Origin of the sequence: Streptomyces sp. WZ.A104, assembly GCF_002382885.1 — a bacterium.
In the GTDB taxonomy this organism is placed as follows: Bacteria; Actinomycetota; Actinomycetes; order Streptomycetales; family Streptomycetaceae; genus Streptomyces.
The window spans coordinates 1-17,049 of sequence record NZ_NWVL01000044.1 but is presented as its reverse complement, the minus strand read 5'-3'; the positions used below and the strand labels follow the sequence as shown (position 1 = coordinate 17,049).

The window sequence follows — 17,049 nt, the reverse complement described above, 5'->3', positions numbered from 1 at the left end:
CTCTCAGCTTCCCTTCGCGGGGACGATCTGGAGGTAGATCGCCGTGAGGACCATGTTCACGAAGAACAGCAGCATGAAGGTGATGACTACGGACTGGTTGACCGCGTCGCCGACGCCCTTGGGGCCGCCGCGCGGGTTGAGGCCGCGGTGGGCCGCGACGATGCCCGCGATGAAGCCGAAGATCAGGGCCTTGAACTCGCTGATGTAGAGGTCGGGCAGCTGGGCCAGGGCGGAGAAGCTCGCGAGGTACGCGCCCGGGGTGCCGTTCTGCATGATCACGTTGAAGAAGTAGCCGCCGAGCGTGCCGACGACGGAGATCAGCCCGTTGAGCAGGACGGCGACGAGCATGGTGGCCAGCACCCGGGGCACGACGAGGCGCTGGATGGGCGAGACGCCCATGACCTCCATCGCGTCGAGCTCCTCGCGGATCTTGCGGGAGCCGAGGTCGGCGCAGATCGCGGACCCGGCGGCCCCGGAGATGAGCAGTGCCACGATGATCGGGCTGGCCTGCTGGATCACGGCGAGGACGCTGGCGCCGCCGGTGAAGGACTGGGCTCCGAGCTGCTGGGTGAGCGAGCCGACCTGGAGGGCGATGACCGCGCCGAACGGGATGGAGACGAGGGCGGCCGGCAGGATCGTGACGCTGGCGACGAACCAGAACTGCTCGATGAACTCCCGCACTTGGAACGGTCTGCGGAAGATGGCCCGGCCCACCGCGACGGCGAGCGCGAACAGCTTGCCGGTCTCCCGTAGCGGGGCGAGCAGCCGGGACGGGCGACGCTGCTCGGGGGCCTTCCCGGAGGGGGACGGCGGGGGTCTCTCGGGCGGCTCGGGCGGCCGCACCGGCATCGGGGCGGTCACGCGCGCGCACCTCCCGCAGCCGGGGCGTAGCTGTTGAGGATCGCCGTACGGGCGGCCTCCGGCAGCTGGCCCATCATCGACATGACGCGCTCGCGGCGGCGCAGCGCCCCCTGGCGTACGGGCATCCCGGGCGAGGGTTCCAGCTGCGGGACGACGGTGCGGGGCCCGGTGGGCAGGACGACGGTGTCGTGCCGTCGCTCGGCGGCGAGGGTGGCGGCGTCCTTCTCCTCGGACATGCCGATGGGCCCTTCGCGGCGTCCGGCGAGGAACTGCGAGACGACCGGGGTGTCGCTGGTGAGCAGCACCTCGCGCGGCCCGAAGGTGACGAGGTCGCGGCAGAACAGCATGCCCATGTTGTCGGGGACGGTCGCCGCGATGTCGAGGTTGTGGGTGACGATGAGCATCGTGGCGTCGATCTGTGCGTTGAGGTCGATGAGGAGCTGCGAGAGGTAGGCGGTACGGACCGGGTCGAGGCCGGAGTCCGGTTCGTCGCAGAGGATGATCTGCGGGTCCAGAACCAGGGCGCGGGCGAGTCCCGCGCGCTTGCGCATGCCGCCGGATATCTCGCCCGGCAGCTTTCCCTCGGCGCCGAGCAGCCCGACGATGTCGATGCGCTCCATGACGATGCGGCGGATCTCGGATTCCTTCTTGCGGGTGTGCTCGCGCAGCGGGAAGGCGATGTTGTCGAAGAGCGACATCGAACCGAAGAGCGCACCGTCCTGGAACATGAGGCCGAAGAGTTTCCGCGTCTCCATGACGTCGCGTTCCGGGCTGTTCACCATGTCAACGCCATTGATGAGGACGCGCCCCTGTTCGGGCTTCAGCAGCCCGATGACGGATTTCAGGAAGACGGTCTTTCCGGTGCCGGAGGGACCGAGCATGACGCTCACTTCACCGGCGGGCAGGGTGAGGCTGACGTCCTGCCAGATGTTCTGCTTGCCGAAGGACTTCGTCAGGCCCTCGACGACTACCTCGATTCCCATCGGGCCTCCCTCGAAAGTGGTGGTGAACGGGGTCGCCGCCGACGCTCCGGCACGGCGGGAAAGCGCTTCGTACCGGCACGCCAGGGACGCTACGGTCCGGTAACCAGACCGCGCAATACTGGGTACGGATTTTCCTCGACGAGAATTATCGGCACGCTGCGACTTGTTACCGAGTGAGTAATTGCCGTATCAAACCTGTCGGTTGGTGAGGAACTTCCGCGCCGGACAACGGGTGCACGGGAGTAGGAAAATGGCCCTTCCGGTCCCGTGGGAGCGCAAGGGCCCTTTTCCTGTTCGGGTTCGGGGCAGTGCGGGTGCGCCGTGCCGTCTACCGCTCGGGCTCCGGCACCCTCGGCGGGCAGTCCGGGCCCTCCGGGTTCGTCGCGACGCACAGGGGTGCCTGCGTCATCTTGGTGTAGTTGTCGGCCTTCCCGCCCACGCTGGAGATGGCCGCCGTGAAGACCGGGTCGAGGTCCTCGCCGACTCCGCACCCCTTGAACGGCGGAATGTGCGCGTACCCGGTCAGGCTTCCGCCGTACGCCACCAGATAGCCCGCTCGCGGATAGCTCTGGCCGTACCCCCGCAGCACCTGCTCGAAGGGCCGTTCCGTGCGGCAGTCGGGCCCGACGTCCAGCGGTACCCCGTTCACCTCGACGTCGGAGAGCCGCAGGGAGAGCTGGGCGGTGACCGTCGTCTCCTCGGGATAGGTCGGCGTGTTGGTGACCGTGTGGGTGTGGATCGCGGCCGGGGGGCCCACCTGTTCCAGCGTCATGGTCGCGGTCGTCGGCATGAATCCGAAGCTGAGGAACGTGGCCTTCGTCGGCGGGAGTTGGCGTCGTCCCTCGTAGTCGAAGTCCACCTCGGACGTGACGTCGACGGTGGAGGCGCAGGAGTCGTTGATGTAGCGCTTGTTCAGCACCACCTTCATGAACGCGGGCCCCAGCGCAGCGGCCCCGTCCAGCTTCGCGGCGTTGGCGTATCCGGCCGCGTACGTCTCAGCGGTGGTCATCACCCACTCGGGCGGGATCTCGATCGGACAGCTTCCGGGGTCCTCGTCGGCAACGGCTTCGCGCCGTTGCTCGGTGAGGACGTCGATCTTCTCCCGTGCGTCGGGCGGCAGTCCGCCGGCCGGGGGGCTGGGTGCCGGAAGCGGGTCGGTGTCGCTCTCGCCGGGGGTCGGTGCCGGGGCGGTCGGGTCGGTGTCCCCGCGGACCGTGACCGTGGCCAGAACGGGCTCCTCGCCCGGTGCGGGTTCGCATACGACGTCGAGCCCCGGGGGCGTGGTCGGCTCGGCCCCGTCCCCGTCCGTCCCCCCGTCCGTGAACGAGGACAGTGACAGGGCGAGCGTGGCGGGCGCCAGGGTGGCGCGGCCGGCGGTGCCGAAGGAGACCGTCGGGACGTCACCGGTCGCGGTCAGGGTCACCCCGCCCTCGTCGGGGAGGACGACCGGAGGCGCGGTCAGATCCTGCCAGGAGGCGTCGGCGGACCGGTCGCCGACGGTGTTGCGGACGGTGAGGCGGGCGACGGCCGACAGGGTGGTCGCCTCCAGGCCGGTGAAACGGGCGAGCGCGCTCCGCTCCAGATCCACTTCGACGGAGACCTCGTCGGGCCGGATCTCCTCGCCGGTGCGGACCGAGGTCGGAAGCACCGCCGAGACGACGACAGCCACCTCCTCGGGCCCGGAGGGAAAGGCGCAGGCGTAGCGGAGGGCGGCCTGTGACGTCTGTTCGGCCGCCGCCGATTCGGCCCCCGGAATGAGCGCGGTGGCAACGAGGAGTGTCCCGCCGACGGCCCAGTGGATCGGTCGTCTCGACGCGGCGCGTACATCGACGGTCATACGGAGGTGTCCTTCCGGCGCGCGTGTGCCCTGGACGGGATGGCTGCGGAAAGCGGTTCCCCTGCCCGGCCGCTCGGCAACGGCGCTGGGGGCGGGCATCGAACCGATCGGTACGGTACGCAAGCCGACGGCCGCGTGGGAAGTGCCGCGTTCGCGAACGGATCTGCGGCCCGCGGACTTTGGCAACCGATGACAATCCACCGCCGCGGCCTTGTCCGCAGGTGCGTGAAAAGCTTTCTTCGGCGCGGTCGACGCGTACGGTGCCCGGCCGTCGCCAGACCGGCCGGGCACCGCGTTCAGCTGCGGATCGTCACCGGCGGCGGGTCAGCCGCTGATGACCGGGGACTGACCCGAGGCCGTGTTCACGATGGTGTACAGGCCCGCGAAGCTGGCGGTGGTGCCGACGATTCCGCAGCCACCGCCGACCTTGTTGGTGATGCTCAGGGTGAGTCCGCCGCCCGTCGTGTTCAGTGTGCCGTTGCTGCCGCCGGCGCTCGGGTTGTTGTACTTGGCGGCGACCTTGCCGGTGACGTCGAAGGCGCAGGGGCCGAGGATGCTGCTTCCGGTCACCTTCGCCTTGATCGCTCTGATCTCACCGGTCGTCTGGCCGGTGGAGTTGGTGCCCGCACCCGCCGTGTAGTCCAGGCCCCAGATCTGCCAGGGGGGCGTGGTGGCCACCGTCCACGTCGAGCTGAACGGTCCGGTGCAGGGCGAGTTGAACGAGATCGCCGAGATGGACGCGAGCTGGGCCGGGCTTCCGGCGACCGGGGAGGCCGGGGCCGAGCCCGAGGCTGCGGAGGTGGCGCACTGGATCTTGTTGCCGTTGTTGTCGGTCAGGACGGTCACACCGGCGCTGCCGGTGAAGTCGCCGGTCGGCGTGATCGTCCAGCTGGTCGGCGCGGCGACGGCCGAGGGGGCGGCCAGGACGACGGATGCCGCGGCGGCACCGATCGCGGTGAGGACACCGGTTCGCTTGAACATGGGGATACTCCCTTTTCTCGTCCCATTGGGGATGCGGCTGAGGATGACTGGAGTGGTGACCGGAGAAGGGCTTGCACGCACGTGGGGGGTTCTGGGGTCGGGCTCTGGGGGCTCTGGGACAGCTCTGGGGAGAGGGTTCTCGGATCACCTCCTCGTATCGGGGTGCGCGGCCTACTGCCGTGCGGAGTGCCAGAATTCCGACAGCTTTCGGCCCTCGTTCGGCGCGAGGCCGGCGGGGTCGTAGGGGCTGCCGAAGTACGTCGAGGTGTCGTCGAGCGTCACGCTGTTCTTCCCGGCGGCGGACGGGAGACCGGTCTTGAGGTTCACCGCCCAGTCCAGGAGTCCCGCCCCGCAACCGCTTGCCCCCGGTACGGCGAAGTCGGCGTCGCCCTGGTCGGCACCGGCGAAGGTGTAGCGCCCCATTTCGCCCGCGTCGTCCCGGGTGCCGTCCGCCGCGAATCGCTGGAGCGAGATGCTCGGGGCGTTGAGGTTCTGCGGCTTCAGAAGCACCGGATCGGCAGTGGTCCCGATGTAGCACTTGTCACCCAGGAACGGATTCTTGAGGTGGATGCGGACCGGGATGGTGAGAATGGGCTCACCGGTGGAGAACGCGGCGCTCATATTGAAGTCGCGGGGCGCTCCGGCCGGTTCGATGGTGGCCGTCACGCGATTGAGATCGTTGTCCGTGAGCTGACGGCAGATCACGGAGACGAGGGGAATTCCGCTGGGGCACATCAGCCCGAGCAGTCCGCCCGGAATCTCGGCCGGATCGGCGGTGAGCGCCCCTTCCGGCGGGGCCACCAGTGAGGTGGTGCCGTCGCTGCGCTGGATGACGCCGAGCTGCAGATCGGTGGTACCGGTGGTCACATGGCTCTTGCCCAGCGTGATCGATCCCGTGACGGAACCGGAGGCGATACAGGTGGCGATGGCGTCGATGCCGTCCGCGGCCAGCATGGCGGGCGCGTCGACCGGGCAGCGGTCGAAGGGCGCCCAGTCCCCGTTGAGCTGCGTGGCCGCGGTGGCCGAGCCGGTGGAGAGCAGAGCGCTCAAGGCCGTGAATGCCGCGAGCGCTCCTGTGCGGGTTCGCCTGGAAACGGATCTCATGTGGTCCCCTCTGTCGGCCGCCGTGGTGCGGCCTCGTACACGAAGTTGACCGGCCTCGGATCGAACCGGCAGCGGAGGAACGGGGCGTCAAATTTCGGGCAGATTTCGTGACCGAATTGACCGAGGTGTGATGTTACTCGCGGGAAACAGGGCGACACAATCCGTCTCACTAAGATCTTTTGCACGACGCTATTTTTGATCCGGAAATGAGTAACAGACCTTCATCCCCTTATCAAGGAATGCGCATCGCAGGGCGGGGAAATACGGCTCCGGCCGGCGGGACCCGTACACCGCGCGTACGCCGGGCCCCGGACGTCGGCACCCGGGAGGCCGGTCGCGCCGAACCCCGGCAGAGCGCGGGCGAATCAGCCAGGCGGCCGAAATCCGGCGCCCGATAGCACGCGGTACGGCCGACCTGCACGGAAGTCCCACACTGCGGCCGAGATGTGTGCCCCCTGCACTTCGATCTTGTCCAAGTGGTGTGCAGCCCCAGTTCCTTGGTCTATCTTCGTCGCGGACTTGGTACGCACCTGTCGGTTCGTGGGAGCGCTTTCCCCCACCGTCTCACCCCACCACCGGGCGCCGAGAGAAAGGGGACTTGACATGCCACATCTCATCCAGCCACTGGATACCGGAGACCCGCTGGGGCCACTCCCGCAGGAATTCGCCGCGATCATGCGACCCGAACTGCCCAGCCTCATCAAGGAAATCGGTGTCGAGGTGACCCGGGCCTGTCCGGAATACGCCCGGCTGCTCGACGGACCGAACGGCCAGGCCATCCGGGTGGGTGTGGAGCAGAGCCTGTCCTCCTTCGTCGACCTGGTCGCCGAACCCTCCTCCCCCACCACGCTCCGGGACGACATGTGCCGCCGCTTCGGGCGGTTCGAGGCGTACGAGGGCCGGAGCATGGACACCCTCCAGGGGGCGTACCGGCTGGGCGCGCGGGTGGCGCTGCGGCGGGCCAAGAAGGTCGGGCAGAGCTACCACCTGTCGCCCAGTCTGATGCTGAGCTTCGCCGACGCGCTCTTCGCCTACGTCGACGAACTGGAGGCACTTTCCCGGGAAGGCTTCCTGGAGGTGCAGTCCCAGTCGGGCGAGCACAGCGAGGCGCTGCGCCGCCGCCTCCTCCACCTGATCCTCGCCGGGCGCCCGGCCCCCCGCAGCGCCATCGCCGACCTGTGCGAGCAGACCGGCTGGACGCTCCCCGACGAGGTCACCCTGATCGCCGTCCGCGCCCCGGCGGAGCTGGACCGGCTGAGCGCGGACCGTGATGTGCTCGTCGATCTCAGCGCCCCGCAGCCGCACTTACTGATTCCGGGGGCGCTGGACGAGTCCCGAAGATCCATGCTGGAGCAGGCCCTTCCGGCGTCCCGCGCGGCGGTCGGACTGACCGTTCCCACCGTGCTGGCCTGCGAGTCGGTCCGGTGGGCCCGCAGGGTGCTGGAGCTCGTCGACTCCGGGGTGATCGACGACGCTCCGCTGATCCACTGCGAGGACCACCTCATCACCCTGTGGCTGCTCTCCGATCCCGCCCTGCTCGACCAGCTCGCCCAGCGGGAGCTGGCCGCCGTTGCGGGGATCAGCGCGGGCCGTCGCGAACGGCTGGTCGAGACGCTGCGGATCTGGCTCGACACCCGGGGGACGGCGGCGCAGATGGGTGCGCTGCTCGATGTCCACCCGCAGACGGTGCGCTACCGCATGCGCAATCTGGAGTCCATCTTCGGTGACCAACTAGTCGATCCGGAGAGCCGCTTCGCCACCGAGGCGGTGCTGCGCGCGCTGCGGCTGCGCTCTCGCACCGACGGCACATCCCCCTGATCCGGATCACGTCCGCCGCGGCGGGTCAACTTACCCGCGCGTAAGGGGAAATAGACGGTCAGTCCCAAACGGTTGCGACACGGAGACGTATCCGACGAGAAACCCGGAACCGCGTCCCGTACACAAGGAGGAGCCTGCCGCTCATCCGGCGGCGGGTCCCGTGCACCGCCTCCTGGCCGACCATCCGAGAGGGAACGCTTCATGACCGCCTCGCACCTCCTCGTCCCCGTGCCGATCCCGGACCGGGTCGCCGCGCTGATCGGTTCGTGCATTCCGCCGCACATCCTCCAGGCGGAGTTCGACGCGGACCGCGCGGCCCGCGAGGTCCGCCGCTTCCGAGGTCCGCTGCTCGGCGTCGAGGACCAGGCCGACCGCGAGCAGGCCCTGGCGGACCTGGCCCGCGCCAACAAGGTGCTGGCCGCACATCACCCCCGGCTGGCGGTGCTGCCGGGCTCCCCCTTCTGACCGGCTCGCCCTCGCATGTGACGAGGCGTTCGGACCGGCCGCACGCACGGTTCGTGACGGTCCGCACATGTGATTCTCATCGCCCCGGACGCGTACGGACCGGCCGGGGCGAAGGAGTGGGCGGCGGCTTCCGGCAGCCCGGCCGGGGGCGCCGCCGATCGGGTCGACCAGCACGTACCGGCGCGGCGATTCCGTGCTCCCCCGGCCCCCGACGTGCGGTGACGGCCGCCTGCCCGGCGGGGCCAGGCCGATGCGTGACGACGGCGTGAAGCCTCTTCACGACACGGCCCGGCGGGGGCGTCGGGCTTCGCCGGGCGGGGCGTTCGGGGTGTGCCGCCCGCGATGACGCGGACGTCGCCCCGCCGTCGTAGCGCTAGCCTCGTCACATGACCTCCACTTCGACCGAGCTGGACCCTGCCCGTCCGATGGTTGTCCTGAACGCGGAGATCCGTGCCCTGGTGGCGGACGGCGCCATGGTGTCGCCGGAGGGCCGCCGGGAGTACGAGCGGCTGCTGGTCGAGTGGGTGGCGGCGGTCCGGGGCGGAGCCCGCTGACCCTGCGGCCGGGCCGGCCGGGCCATCGGGGATAGTGACGGCACGTACACGTCCCCACTTCCGGGAGATCCCATGACCGCCGCCTCCCCCGCAGGCTCCCGCCGCCCCTCTCTGCTCCTCGTCACCGATCTCGCGTACGAGGCACGGGGGCGGCGCTACTGCGACGAGGACATCTTCCTGGCCTCCCGGCTGCGCGGGGCGTTCGACGTGGCCCTGTGCCATCCCCGGGACGCGGCCGCGCTGCTGGAACGTTTCGACATCGCCCTCGTACGCAACAGCGGGCCCGTGCTGCACTATCAGGAGGCGTACGACGCGTTCCGCGCGCGGGCCCTGGAGCTGCGCGTGCCGGTCTACAACCCGCTGGGCGGTCGCGGCGACATGGCGGGCAAGGAGTACCTGGTGGAGCTGAGCCGGGCCGGGTTCCCGGTGATTCCCACGGTGGACCGGGAGGCGGATCTGGCGTCGCTGCCGGAGGTCACGGAGTACGTGGTCAAGCCGAAGCTGGGCGCGGACTCGGTCGGGCTGCGGTTCGTCCCGGGGGACGCGGTCCGCGCCGAGCTGGCGGAGGCGGCCGAGGGCTCCCTCCTCGTCCAGCCGAGGATCGCCTTCCGCTACGAGGTGTCCTTCTACTTCGTCGACCACGACTTCCAGTACGCGCTGTACGCGCCGGACCCGGATCGGCGATGGGTGCTGGAGCCGTACGCGGCGAGCGCCGAGGATCTTGCGTTCGCCCGGCGCTTCATCGACTGGAACACCCTTACGCACGGCATCCAGCGGGTCGACGCCTGCCGTACGGCGGAGCGTGCTCTGCTCCTCGTGGAACTGGAGGACCTGAATCCGTATCTGTCGCTCGACCGCGTGGGCGAGGACGTCCGGGAGGCGTTCATGGCGCGGCTGACGGAGTCGGTCCTCTCGCTGACCGGCTGACCCCCGTCCGGACTGTCCCCGCATGCGGGCGGCGGGGGCCGGTGTGAGGGTGCAGACGTGACCACTGCCAGCGAGCAAGCCCCCGCCGCGCAGAGTGCCGCCGCGCCGCCGCCCGTCCTCGACCGGCGGCGCCGGAACATCATCTTCACCACGATCGTGCTCGGCATGCTGCTGGCGGCCCTGGACCAGACGATCGTCGGCACGGCCCTTCCCACGATCGTCTCGGAGCTGGGCGGCGCCGAGCACATGTCGTGGGTGGTCACGGCGTATCTGCTGGCGGAGACGGTGGCGACCGTGCTGGTCGGCAAGTTCGGCGACCTGTTCGGGCGGAAGCTGATCTTCCAGATCTCCGCGATCATCTTCATCACCGGATCGTTCCTGTGCGGTCTCGCCTCGGACATGCTGCTGCTGATCATCTGGCGCGGTATGCAGGGCGTCGGCGCGGGCGGGCTCATGGTCACGTCGATGGCGCTGATCGCGGATGTGATCCCGCTGCGCGAACGGGGCAAGTACCAGGGTGCGATCGGTGCGGTCTTCGGCATCTCGACGGTGATCGGACCGCTGCTCGGCGGGCTGTTCACCGACCATCTGACCTGGCGGTGGGCGTTCTACGTCAACGTACCGATCGCCATCGTGGTGGTGATCGCGGCCGCCCGGAACATTCCGTCGCTGAAGGCGGCGGGACGGCCGGTCATCGACTACGCCGGTATCGCGCTGGTCGCCGTCGGGGCGAGCGCGCTGATCCTGGCGACGAGCTGGGGCGGCAACGAGTACGCCTGGGGCTCGTCCGTCATCATCGGCCTCTTCATCGGCGGGCTGATCGCCCTGACCCTCTTCTGCCTGGTGGAGCGGCGGGCCAAGGAACCGATGCTGCCGATGCGGCTGTTCCGGAACCCGGTGTTCACGGTCTGCTCGATCCTCAGCTTCATCGTGGGCTTCGCGATGCTCGGCTCGATGATCTTCCTGCCGACCTACCTCCAGTACGTGGACGGGGACTCGGCGACGCTCTCGGGCGTGCGGACCCTGCCGCTGGTCGTCGGTCTGCTGGTCGCCTCGATCTTCAGTGGCAATGTGGTGAGCAAGACCGGCCGCTACCGCCTCTTCCCCATCGTCGGCACGCTGGTCATGGCGGCCGGGCTGTTCCTCCTCTCCCGGATGGGGCCGGAGAGCGGGGTGTGGCTGGAGTCGCTGTACATGGTGATCCTGGGACTCGGCATCGGGCTGGCCATGCAGGTGCTGACGATCGCCGTGCAGAACACCGTCGACTACGCGGACCTGGGTACGGCGACCTCGGGCGTGACGTTCTTCCGTACGCTCGGCAGCGCCTTCGGCACGGCGGTGTTCGGCACGATCTACGTCAACGCGCTCAAGCCCAATCTCGCCGACGGGGTCGCGCAGGCGGTCGCGGCGGGCGGCGACCCGGCGGCGCTGATCGGCGCCTCGCAGAGCCCGCAGGCGCTGCACGCGCTGCCCGCCGCCCAGGCGGAGCCGCTGGCGCAGGCGTACGCGCAGACGCTGCACACGGTGTTCCTGTGGACGGTCCCCGTGGCGCTGATCGGCTTTGTCGTCGCGCTGTTCCTCAAGGAGGTGAAGCTGCGGGACTCGGCGCGGCTCTCCTCGACGGACATGGGCGAGGGCTTCGCCCAGCCCGGCAGCGGCGACTCGGAGATGCTTCTTGAGATCTCGGTGGCCAAGATCCTGCACGGCGCCGCTCCGGAGACGGCGCGCCGGATCGTCGCCGGATCCGACACCCGCCTCGACATGGCGGGGGCCTGGGCGGTGATGCAGGTGGACCTGTTCACCCGGATGGTCGGCCACGCGGGCCTCGGGCTGATCGCGGCCCGGCACCGCATCCCGCCGGAGGTCCTGGTGCCCGTCTTCGACCGGATGATCGAGGAGGGCTATCTGACGGGGGACGGGCGGCTCTTCTCGCACACGGCGGCGGGCCGGCGCGAGGCGGCGGTGATCTCCGACGCCTGGGGCCGCTGGCTCAACGAGCGCCTGGCGGAGGACGGTGCCCGCCCGGACGACCGTCAGCTCCGGGCCACGGTGGACATGATCGCCAAGCGCCTGCTGGCGGAGGACCTGGCCCAGGAGCTGTCCCCGGCGCCGAACCCCGGCGGCTCGACGCGGGTGGGGGCCCCGGCCTGAGACTGCCGGGTGAACAGGGCCGACCGCGCGGGCCGAATCAGTCGACGAAGACCGCCGTCGCGTAGACCCAGGCGCCCTCGTGGCGGGTGAAGCGGCTCTTCTCGTGGAGGGAGTCGGGGCGACCGTCGTCGGTGTAGTGGGCGCGGAAGGTGACCGTCCCGGTGGTGTGGAAGGCGCTGCCCTCGGTGGTGTCCAGGATCTCCAGCCCCGTCCAGCGCAGCGCGGGGTCGAAGTCCACGGCGGGCGGCCGGGTCTCCGGGTGCCAGGTGCGCAGCAGGTACGCCGCGTCCTGGACGACGAAGGCCGCGTACCGGGAGCGCATCAGGGCCTCGCAGGTCGGAGCGGCGGCGGTGCCGGAGTGGAAGCGGCCGCAGCAGTCCCCGTACGTCGTGGGCAGGCCGCAGGGGCAGGGGGCCGCGGGCGTGATCCGCGGGGCGGCGACCCGGGGCCGGGAGGTGCGTCGTGACATGGGTCCATTGTGACGCGGGCGCCCGTGACACGCTCCGCCCCGCCCCGCGTACGTCGCGCGGGGCGGGGCGGAGCACTCAGACCTTGCGCGCTACGCCCGCGTAGCCCGGAATCGGGTCGTCGCCGAGGACGTCGATGACCTCGCCCAGCTCGGGGTGCCAGTCGGCGGAGAGCGAGACTCCGGGCTCGACCAGTTCGAGGCCGTCGAAGAACGCGGTGAGCTCGGCGCGCGAACGGGGGCGCAGGGTCATCCCGCGCTCCTTGTACATGGCGCGTGCCTGCGCCGCGCCCTCCGGGTTGAAGTCACCGGTGGTGTGCGAGAGCACCAGATAGCTGCCGGAGGGAAGCTGCTCGACGAGCTTGTCGACCAGGTCGCCCGCGCCGTCCTCGTCGTCAATGAAGTGCAGCAGGGCCAGCAGGGACAGGGCGATCGGCTGGTCGAAGTCCAGGATCCTGCCCGCCTCGGCCAGGATGCTCTCGGGCTTGCGGGCATCGGCCTGTATGTACTCGGTGGCGCCCTCGGGGGTGGAGCGCAGCAGGGCCGCCGCGTGGGCGAGGACGATCGGGTCGTTGTCGCAGTAGACGATGCGGGCGTCGGGGGCGGTCCGCTGGGCGATCTGGTGGAGATTCGGCTCGGTGGGAATGCCTGTGCCGATGTCCAGGAACTGGCGCACCCCGTTCTCGGCGAGCCAGCGGGTGGCCCGGTGCATGAACGCCCGGTTCACCCGCGCCATGTCGCGGCCGCGCGCGTCCAGCTTGAGGAGCTGGCGCGCCATGTCCTCGTCGACCGGGTAATTGTCCTTGCCGCCGAGGAACCAGTCGTACATCCGGGCCGGATGCGGCTTGCTGGTGTCGATCTCGATGGAGTGGGGTTCTTGCCCGGCCATGGCTCGCTCCGTGGGTTGGGGGTCCGTACGTCGACGATCAGGAAGATCAGAAGGATCGGGAGGGCTGACGAACAACTCTGCTGGGTCGTGCCCAAGTGCCCTGTCAGGCCGGGTCCTTCGGGGCCCGGACAGGATATGCGGCGAGGGCCTCAGGTGAGAAGGAAATCCGCCTGGCCCGCCTTGGCGCCCTGGATGAACGCGGCGATCTCGCCGTTGGAGTAGATGAGGGCTGGACCGTCCGGGTCGGCGGACTGACGCACCGCGACCCGGCCGTCCGCCAGCTTCATGGCCTCGACGCAGTTACCGCCGTTGCCGCCGCTCCACGGCTTGTACCAGCCTTCGGAGCCGAGATCACCGGCCGGCATGCCGTTGTATATGTGGTTCATCACAGCTCCTTGCGGAAGTCCCAAAGGATTTCCTTCGTGCGTTGTACGGTTGCGGCCTGCGCCGCCATGCGGTCCATGACCTCCAGGTAGGAGGCCACCTCGGGACGGGCGTCGAAGTAGACCGCCCCGGTCAGGTACTCGCTGTAGACCATGTCGGGGAGTTCGGGCACGGCGAACCGGAAGAGGACGAACGGCCCGTACGTCCCAGGGTGATGGCCGGTCGCGAACTCCGCGATCTGCAAGGTGACATGGGGCAGCTCGGTGGCTTCGAGCAGCTTGTCGGCCTGTCCGCGCATCGCCTCGGGGCTGCCGACGGGACGCCGCAGGACGGTCTCGTCCATGATCACCCACAACTTGGGCGCCTCGTCCTTGACCAGCAGGGACTGCCGTTCCATGCGCAGCGCCACATGGCGCTCGATGTCCTCGGGTCTGGTCTGGCCGACCGCCCCGGTGCGCATCACGGAGCGCGCGTAGTCCTCGGTCTGGAGCAGTCCGGGGACGAAGTGCGGCTCGTACATGCGCAGCAGGCTCGCGGCGCCCTCCAGACTGACGTACATGCTGAACCAGTCGGGCAGGACGTCGTGGAAGCGTTGCCACCAGCCGGGCTTGTTCGCCTCCTCGGCCAGCTCGACGAAGGCCTCGGCCTCGGGGTCGGCGACACCGTACGCCTTCAGCAGCAGCTGGACGTAGGGGATCTTCAGCCCGACCTCGGCCGTCTCCATCCGGCGGATCGTCGCGGGGGCGACACGCAGCACCTTCGCCGCCTGATCACGGGTCAGGCCGACGCGCTCGCGCAGATCTTGCAGGCGCTTGCCGAGAACGACCTGGCCCACGGTCGGGGCGGACCGCGGTTCGCTCACTTCAGACCTCCCCATGCGCTGTTTTGCGAGCAGTGTGCCACGCGTGCGCCCCCAACGACACAGTCACTCTGAAAAATTCAGAGTGCCCCTTGCCAAGTGTCCGCGTCGGGGGGAGAGTTGACTTCCGAACCAGTTCGCTCGGTCATGCCCGCTCCCGCATCCGGGGGAACGAAGCGTGACGCAGCCCCCACTGTGAGGAATCGGTCGTGGCACCTGGCAGTGCGCTCATCCCCCGGCTCATGGACCTCAGTCCCGGGACGGAGGCGCTCCGTTACTGCTTCGCGCTGCCCGCGCACCCCGGGTCGGTGGCCGGGGCCCGGCAGCTGGCACGGGCCCGGCTGGACGCCTGGAAGCTGACCGGCGACGCCTACGACGCGGCCGTTCTCATCGTCTCCGAGCTGGTCACCAACGCGGTCGTCCACACGACGAGCGCCCGGGTGGTGTGCGAGCTGCGCTGCCTCGGCAGACGGCTGCGGATAGCCGTGCAGGACCAGGGACACCGGCTCGACGGTCCCCGGCTGCGCCGCTCCTCCGACGACGAGCACGGCCGCGGTCTGCTCCTCGTCGACGCGATGAGTAGTTCCTGGGGGTCGCACGACGCCGGGGACTCCTCCGGTCGCATCGTGTGGGCGGAACTGCCGCACAGCACCAAGCGACCGTGCGGCACGGAGCGGCCATGCTGAGGAACGCGCTGTCCCGGCTGCGCGGTACGCACCGGGACCGGGCGGCTCCCGAGGAGGCCCGCACCGGGCATGTACGGCTGGCGCTGCCCGCCTCGATGTCGGCCAGCCTGGGCTGCGACGCGGTGGGCGTTCCCGCGCGGCACGGCTTCCGCCTGATGTCGCATCTGCCGCGCACCGGCTGCGTCTTCGCGGACGCCGACCGCTGGTGGTGGATCGTCCCGGCGGGCTCGGACCTGGACCTGGACTGGCCCGAGCAGGTGACCTACGCGCGGGGCGCCGATGTCCCCGCCGGGCGGCCCCGGCTGATCCACTCGCCGGACGCGCTCACCCCGTACACCCCGCCGATCCCGCTCTTCCTGATGGTCTGCCAGGTGACCGGGGTGGCTCCGAGCTGGACCGCGGCCACCGCGCCCACGGCTGTCTCCGCGCCCTGAGCAGCCCGGACACGGGCTAGATCCCGTCGAAGCGGGCGAGCTCCGGATGGACCTCGGTGTACCGCTCGACCAGCCGCCGGGCCGCCGCGACGGAGTCGACGAGCGGATGCAGGGCGAAGGCCCGTACGGCCGCCGCGCGGGAGCCGCTCTCCGCCGCCTCCAACACCGCGCGTTCCACGGCCTTCACCGCGGTGACGAGCCCGACGGCGTGGTACGGGAGCGGCGTCACGGCCACCGGGTGGGCCCCGTTGGCGTCGACGAGGCAGGGCACCTCGACGACCGCTTCGGCGTCCAGCGCCGCGAGCGTGGTGCGGTTGCGCACGTTGAGGATCAGCGAAGTGCGTTCGTTGCGGGCGACGGCCCGCATCAGGGCGAGCGCGACCTGTTCGTAGCCGCCGGACTCCAGGTCGCTCTCCTCCCGCTCCCCCGCCCCGGCCACCTCGCGGTTCTCCGCCATGTAGGTGGCCTCGCGTTCGGCACGGGTGCGCTCCCACGTGACCAGGGCCGGGGTGCCGGGCTCCCGCATCCGGGCGTAGAAGCCCTCCTGCTGGTCGCGGAGGAACGCGCCCCGGGTCTGTTCGGCCTCCTGGTAGGCGCGGACGGCTTCGCGGTTAAAGTAGTAGTAGTGCAGGTATTCGTTGGGGATCGCGCCCAGGGACCGGAGCAGGTCGGCGCCGAAGAGCCGCCCCTCCTCGAAGGATTCGAGCAGCGCGGGATCGGTGAGCAGCCGGGGCAGTTCGTCCCGCCCATCCACGTACAGGCCCTGCACCCAGCCGAGGTGGTTGAGGCCCGCGTAGTCGATCCAGGCGCGCTCCGGGTCGGCTCCCAGGGTGCGGGCGATGCGCCGCCCGAGCCCGACCGGTGAGTCGCAGATTCCGATGACACGGTCGCCCAGATGCCGGGACATGGCTTCGGTGACGAGGCCCGCCGGGTTGGTGAAGTTGATGACCCAGGCGTGCGGGGCGAGGCGGGCGATGCGCCGGGCGAGGTCAAGGGCGACGGGAACGGTGCGCAGCCCGTACGCGATGCCTCCGGCGCCGACGGTCTCCTGGCCGAGCACCCCCTCCTCCAGGGCCACCCGTTCGTCAGCGGCGCGCCCGGCGAGGCCGCCGACCCGGATCGCGGAGAAGACGAAGTCGGCGCCGCGCAGGGCTTCGTCCAACTCCGCGGTGGCGACGACGGCAGGGGCGTCCGCGATGCCGCGCGCCTGTTCCTCCAGGACGCGGGCGACGGCGGTGAGCCGGTCGGCGTCGGTGTCGTACAGCGTCACGCGGGAGACACGGCCCTCGGCGTGATCGCCGAGGAGGGCCCCGTACACGAGAGGCACCCGGAATCCGCCACCGCCAAGAATCGTCAGCTTCACGCTGCTCGATGGTACGGGGAGGCCCGGCGCTGCGGCACCGCCACGCCCGCCCTCGGCGCAGGACAGCGGCTGCCCCGGACCATGGGCGTGGTGTGGTCCGGGGCAGCCGCTGCCGGAAGCGGCCACACGCAGTCAGGTGCGGTCAGATGCCGTCAGATGTGGTCAACGGCGGTTCAGTAGCCGTTCCACCAGCGGGAGACCGCCTGCCAGAGCCGCGCGGGCGCGGCGGGGCGGCGCTGGCCCGGGACGGTCGCCACGGGGGCGGGGGCGCCGGCGGCCGGGGCCGG

The 17,049-nt window shown here is 70.3% G+C and carries 18 protein-coding genes; 8 read left to right on the top strand and 10 right to left on the bottom strand.

Annotated features, from left to right (window positions below):
* Positions 1 to 3: 3 nt before the first annotated feature.
* The 5 genes from CIB93_RS22770 to CIB93_RS22750 form a co-directional block, all read right to left on the bottom strand.
* Positions 4 to 861 carry an ABC transporter permease gene (locus CIB93_RS22770; RefSeq protein WP_096629387.1) on the bottom strand — a complete coding sequence of 286 codons (858 nt, stop codon included), beginning with the start codon at positions 859 to 861 and terminating at the stop codon, positions 4 to 6.
* Complete coding sequence (locus CIB93_RS22765) at positions 858 to 1,844, bottom strand: ABC transporter ATP-binding protein (RefSeq protein WP_096629385.1); 987 nt, start codon at positions 1,842 to 1,844, stop codon at positions 858 to 860. Before CIB93_RS22765 ends, CIB93_RS22770 begins: the two co-directional genes overlap by 4 nt.
* A 328-nt stretch (positions 1,845 to 2,172) precedes the next feature.
* Positions 2,173 to 3,681 carry a DUF6801 domain-containing protein gene (locus CIB93_RS22760; RefSeq protein ID WP_096629384.1) on the bottom strand — a complete coding sequence of 503 codons (1,509 nt, stop codon included), beginning with the start codon at positions 3,679 to 3,681 and terminating at the stop codon, positions 2,173 to 2,175.
* A gap of 324 nt (positions 3,682 to 4,005) precedes the next feature.
* Positions 4,006 to 4,662: a hypothetical protein gene (locus CIB93_RS22755; RefSeq protein ID WP_096629382.1), complete on the bottom strand. Its 657-nt coding sequence runs from the start codon at positions 4,660 to 4,662 to the stop codon at positions 4,006 to 4,008.
* Between the two features lie 171 nt (positions 4,663 to 4,833).
* The gene (locus CIB93_RS22750; protein WP_096629380.1) at positions 4,834 to 5,766 is read right to left on the bottom strand and encodes a hypothetical protein; all 933 of its coding nucleotides are present in this window, start codon (positions 5,764 to 5,766) and stop codon (positions 4,834 to 4,836) included.
* Between the two features lie 603 nt (positions 5,767 to 6,369).
* On the opposite strand from CIB93_RS22750, the gene CIB93_RS22745 reads away from it, so the two are divergent.
* The 6 genes from CIB93_RS22745 (at position 6,370) to CIB93_RS22730 (ending at position 11,681) form a co-directional block, all read left to right on the top strand.
* On the top strand, positions 6,370 to 7,584 hold the full coding sequence (locus CIB93_RS22745; protein ID WP_096629379.1) for a helix-turn-helix domain-containing protein: 1,215 nt from the start codon (positions 6,370 to 6,372) through the stop codon (positions 7,582 to 7,584).
* 201 nt (positions 7,585 to 7,785) lie between these two features.
* On the top strand, positions 7,786 to 8,049 hold the full coding sequence (locus tag CIB93_RS22740) for a hypothetical protein (protein ID WP_096629377.1): 264 nt from the start codon (positions 7,786 to 7,788) through the stop codon (positions 8,047 to 8,049).
* 69 nt (positions 8,050 to 8,118) lie between these two features.
* Positions 8,119 to 8,271, top strand: coding sequence for a hypothetical protein (locus CIB93_RS38055; RefSeq protein WP_179500209.1), 153 nt, complete (start codon positions 8,119 to 8,121; stop codon positions 8,269 to 8,271).
* A gap of 164 nt (positions 8,272 to 8,435) precedes the next feature.
* A complete protein-coding gene (locus CIB93_RS38050) occupies positions 8,436 to 8,603 on the top strand; it encodes a hypothetical protein (RefSeq protein WP_179500208.1) in 168 nt (55 codons plus the stop codon).
* 72 nt (positions 8,604 to 8,675) lie between these two features.
* Positions 8,676 to 9,530: a hypothetical protein gene (locus CIB93_RS22735; RefSeq protein WP_096629376.1), complete on the top strand. Its 855-nt coding sequence runs from the start codon at positions 8,676 to 8,678 to the stop codon at positions 9,528 to 9,530.
* 57 nt (positions 9,531 to 9,587) lie between these two features.
* Positions 9,588 to 11,681, top strand: coding sequence for an MDR family MFS transporter (locus CIB93_RS22730; RefSeq protein ID WP_096629374.1), 2,094 nt, complete (start codon positions 9,588 to 9,590; stop codon positions 11,679 to 11,681).
* 37 nt (positions 11,682 to 11,718) lie between these two features.
* Here the strand turns inward: CIB93_RS22730 and CIB93_RS22725 are convergent, their stop codons facing one another.
* The 4 genes from CIB93_RS22725 to CIB93_RS22710 all read right to left on the bottom strand — a co-directional run bounded on the left by CIB93_RS22725 (position 11,719) and on the right by CIB93_RS22710 (position 14,282).
* Positions 11,719 to 12,150, bottom strand: coding sequence for a YchJ family protein (locus CIB93_RS22725; protein WP_096629373.1), 432 nt, complete (start codon positions 12,148 to 12,150; stop codon positions 11,719 to 11,721).
* Positions 12,151 to 12,226: 76 nt separating this feature from the next.
* Complete coding sequence (locus CIB93_RS22720) at positions 12,227 to 13,036, bottom strand: SAM-dependent methyltransferase (protein WP_096629371.1); 810 nt, start codon at positions 13,034 to 13,036, stop codon at positions 12,227 to 12,229.
* A gap of 149 nt (positions 13,037 to 13,185) precedes the next feature.
* On the bottom strand, positions 13,186 to 13,422 hold the full coding sequence (locus tag CIB93_RS22715) for a DUF397 domain-containing protein (protein WP_018955330.1): 237 nt from the start codon (positions 13,420 to 13,422) through the stop codon (positions 13,186 to 13,188).
* The gene (locus tag CIB93_RS22710; protein WP_096629370.1) at positions 13,422 to 14,282 is read right to left on the bottom strand and encodes a helix-turn-helix transcriptional regulator; all 861 of its coding nucleotides are present in this window, start codon (positions 14,280 to 14,282) and stop codon (positions 13,422 to 13,424) included. Before CIB93_RS22710 ends, CIB93_RS22715 begins: the two co-directional genes overlap by 1 nt.
* A gap of 206 nt (positions 14,283 to 14,488) precedes the next feature.
* Here CIB93_RS22710 and CIB93_RS22705 point away from each other — a divergent pair, with 206 nt between their 5' ends.
* Positions 14,489 to 14,965 (top strand): ATP-binding protein, encoded by a 477-nt coding sequence (locus CIB93_RS22705; protein ID WP_096629368.1) that lies wholly within the window; start codon positions 14,489 to 14,491, stop codon positions 14,963 to 14,965.
* A complete protein-coding gene (locus CIB93_RS22700) occupies positions 14,959 to 15,399 on the top strand; it encodes a hypothetical protein (RefSeq protein ID WP_096629366.1) in 441 nt (146 codons plus the stop codon). The genes CIB93_RS22705 and CIB93_RS22700 overlap by 7 nt, the downstream gene beginning before the upstream one ends.
* Before the next feature lie 16 nt (positions 15,400 to 15,415).
* On the opposite strand, the gene CIB93_RS22695 is transcribed toward CIB93_RS22700, so the two are convergent.
* The gene (locus tag CIB93_RS22695; protein ID WP_096629365.1) at positions 15,416 to 16,762 is read right to left on the bottom strand and encodes a 6-phospho-beta-glucosidase; all 1,347 of its coding nucleotides are present in this window, start codon (positions 16,760 to 16,762) and stop codon (positions 15,416 to 15,418) included.
* Positions 16,763 to 17,049 lie beyond the last annotated feature (287 nt).

What these genes read in the sequence shown, in the direction of transcription:
- CIB93_RS22725 (WP_096629373.1), bottom strand. Translation starts at nt 12,150, where the DNA reads ATGTCACGACGCACCTCCCGGCCCCGGGTCGCCGCCCCGCGGATCACG.
- CIB93_RS22765 (WP_096629385.1), bottom strand. Translation starts at nt 1,844, where the DNA reads ATGGGAATCGAGGTAGTCGTCGAGGGCCTGACGAAGTCCTTCGGCAAG.
- CIB93_RS22720 (WP_096629371.1), bottom strand. Translation starts at nt 13,036, where the DNA reads ATGGCCGGGCAAGAACCCCACTCCATCGAGATCGACACCAGCAAGCCG.
- CIB93_RS22700 (WP_096629366.1), top strand. Translation starts at nt 14,959, where the DNA reads ATGCTGAGGAACGCGCTGTCCCGGCTGCGCGGTACGCACCGGGACCGG.
- CIB93_RS22735 (WP_096629376.1), top strand. Translation starts at nt 8,676, where the DNA reads ATGACCGCCGCCTCCCCCGCAGGCTCCCGCCGCCCCTCTCTGCTCCTC.
- CIB93_RS22750 (WP_096629380.1), bottom strand. Translation starts at nt 5,766, where the DNA reads ATGAGATCCGTTTCCAGGCGAACCCGCACAGGAGCGCTCGCGGCATTC.
- CIB93_RS22755 (WP_096629382.1), bottom strand. Translation starts at nt 4,662, where the DNA reads ATGTTCAAGCGAACCGGTGTCCTCACCGCGATCGGTGCCGCCGCGGCA.
- CIB93_RS38050 (WP_179500208.1), top strand. Translation starts at nt 8,436, where the DNA reads ATGACCTCCACTTCGACCGAGCTGGACCCTGCCCGTCCGATGGTTGTC.
- CIB93_RS22715 (WP_018955330.1), bottom strand. Translation starts at nt 13,422, where the DNA reads ATGAACCACATATACAACGGCATGCCGGCCGGTGATCTCGGCTCCGAA.
- CIB93_RS22745 (WP_096629379.1), top strand. Translation starts at nt 6,370, where the DNA reads ATGCCACATCTCATCCAGCCACTGGATACCGGAGACCCGCTGGGGCCA.
- CIB93_RS22740 (WP_096629377.1), top strand. Translation starts at nt 7,786, where the DNA reads ATGACCGCCTCGCACCTCCTCGTCCCCGTGCCGATCCCGGACCGGGTC.
- CIB93_RS22760 (WP_096629384.1), bottom strand. Translation starts at nt 3,681, where the DNA reads ATGACCGTCGATGTACGCGCCGCGTCGAGACGACCGATCCACTGGGCC.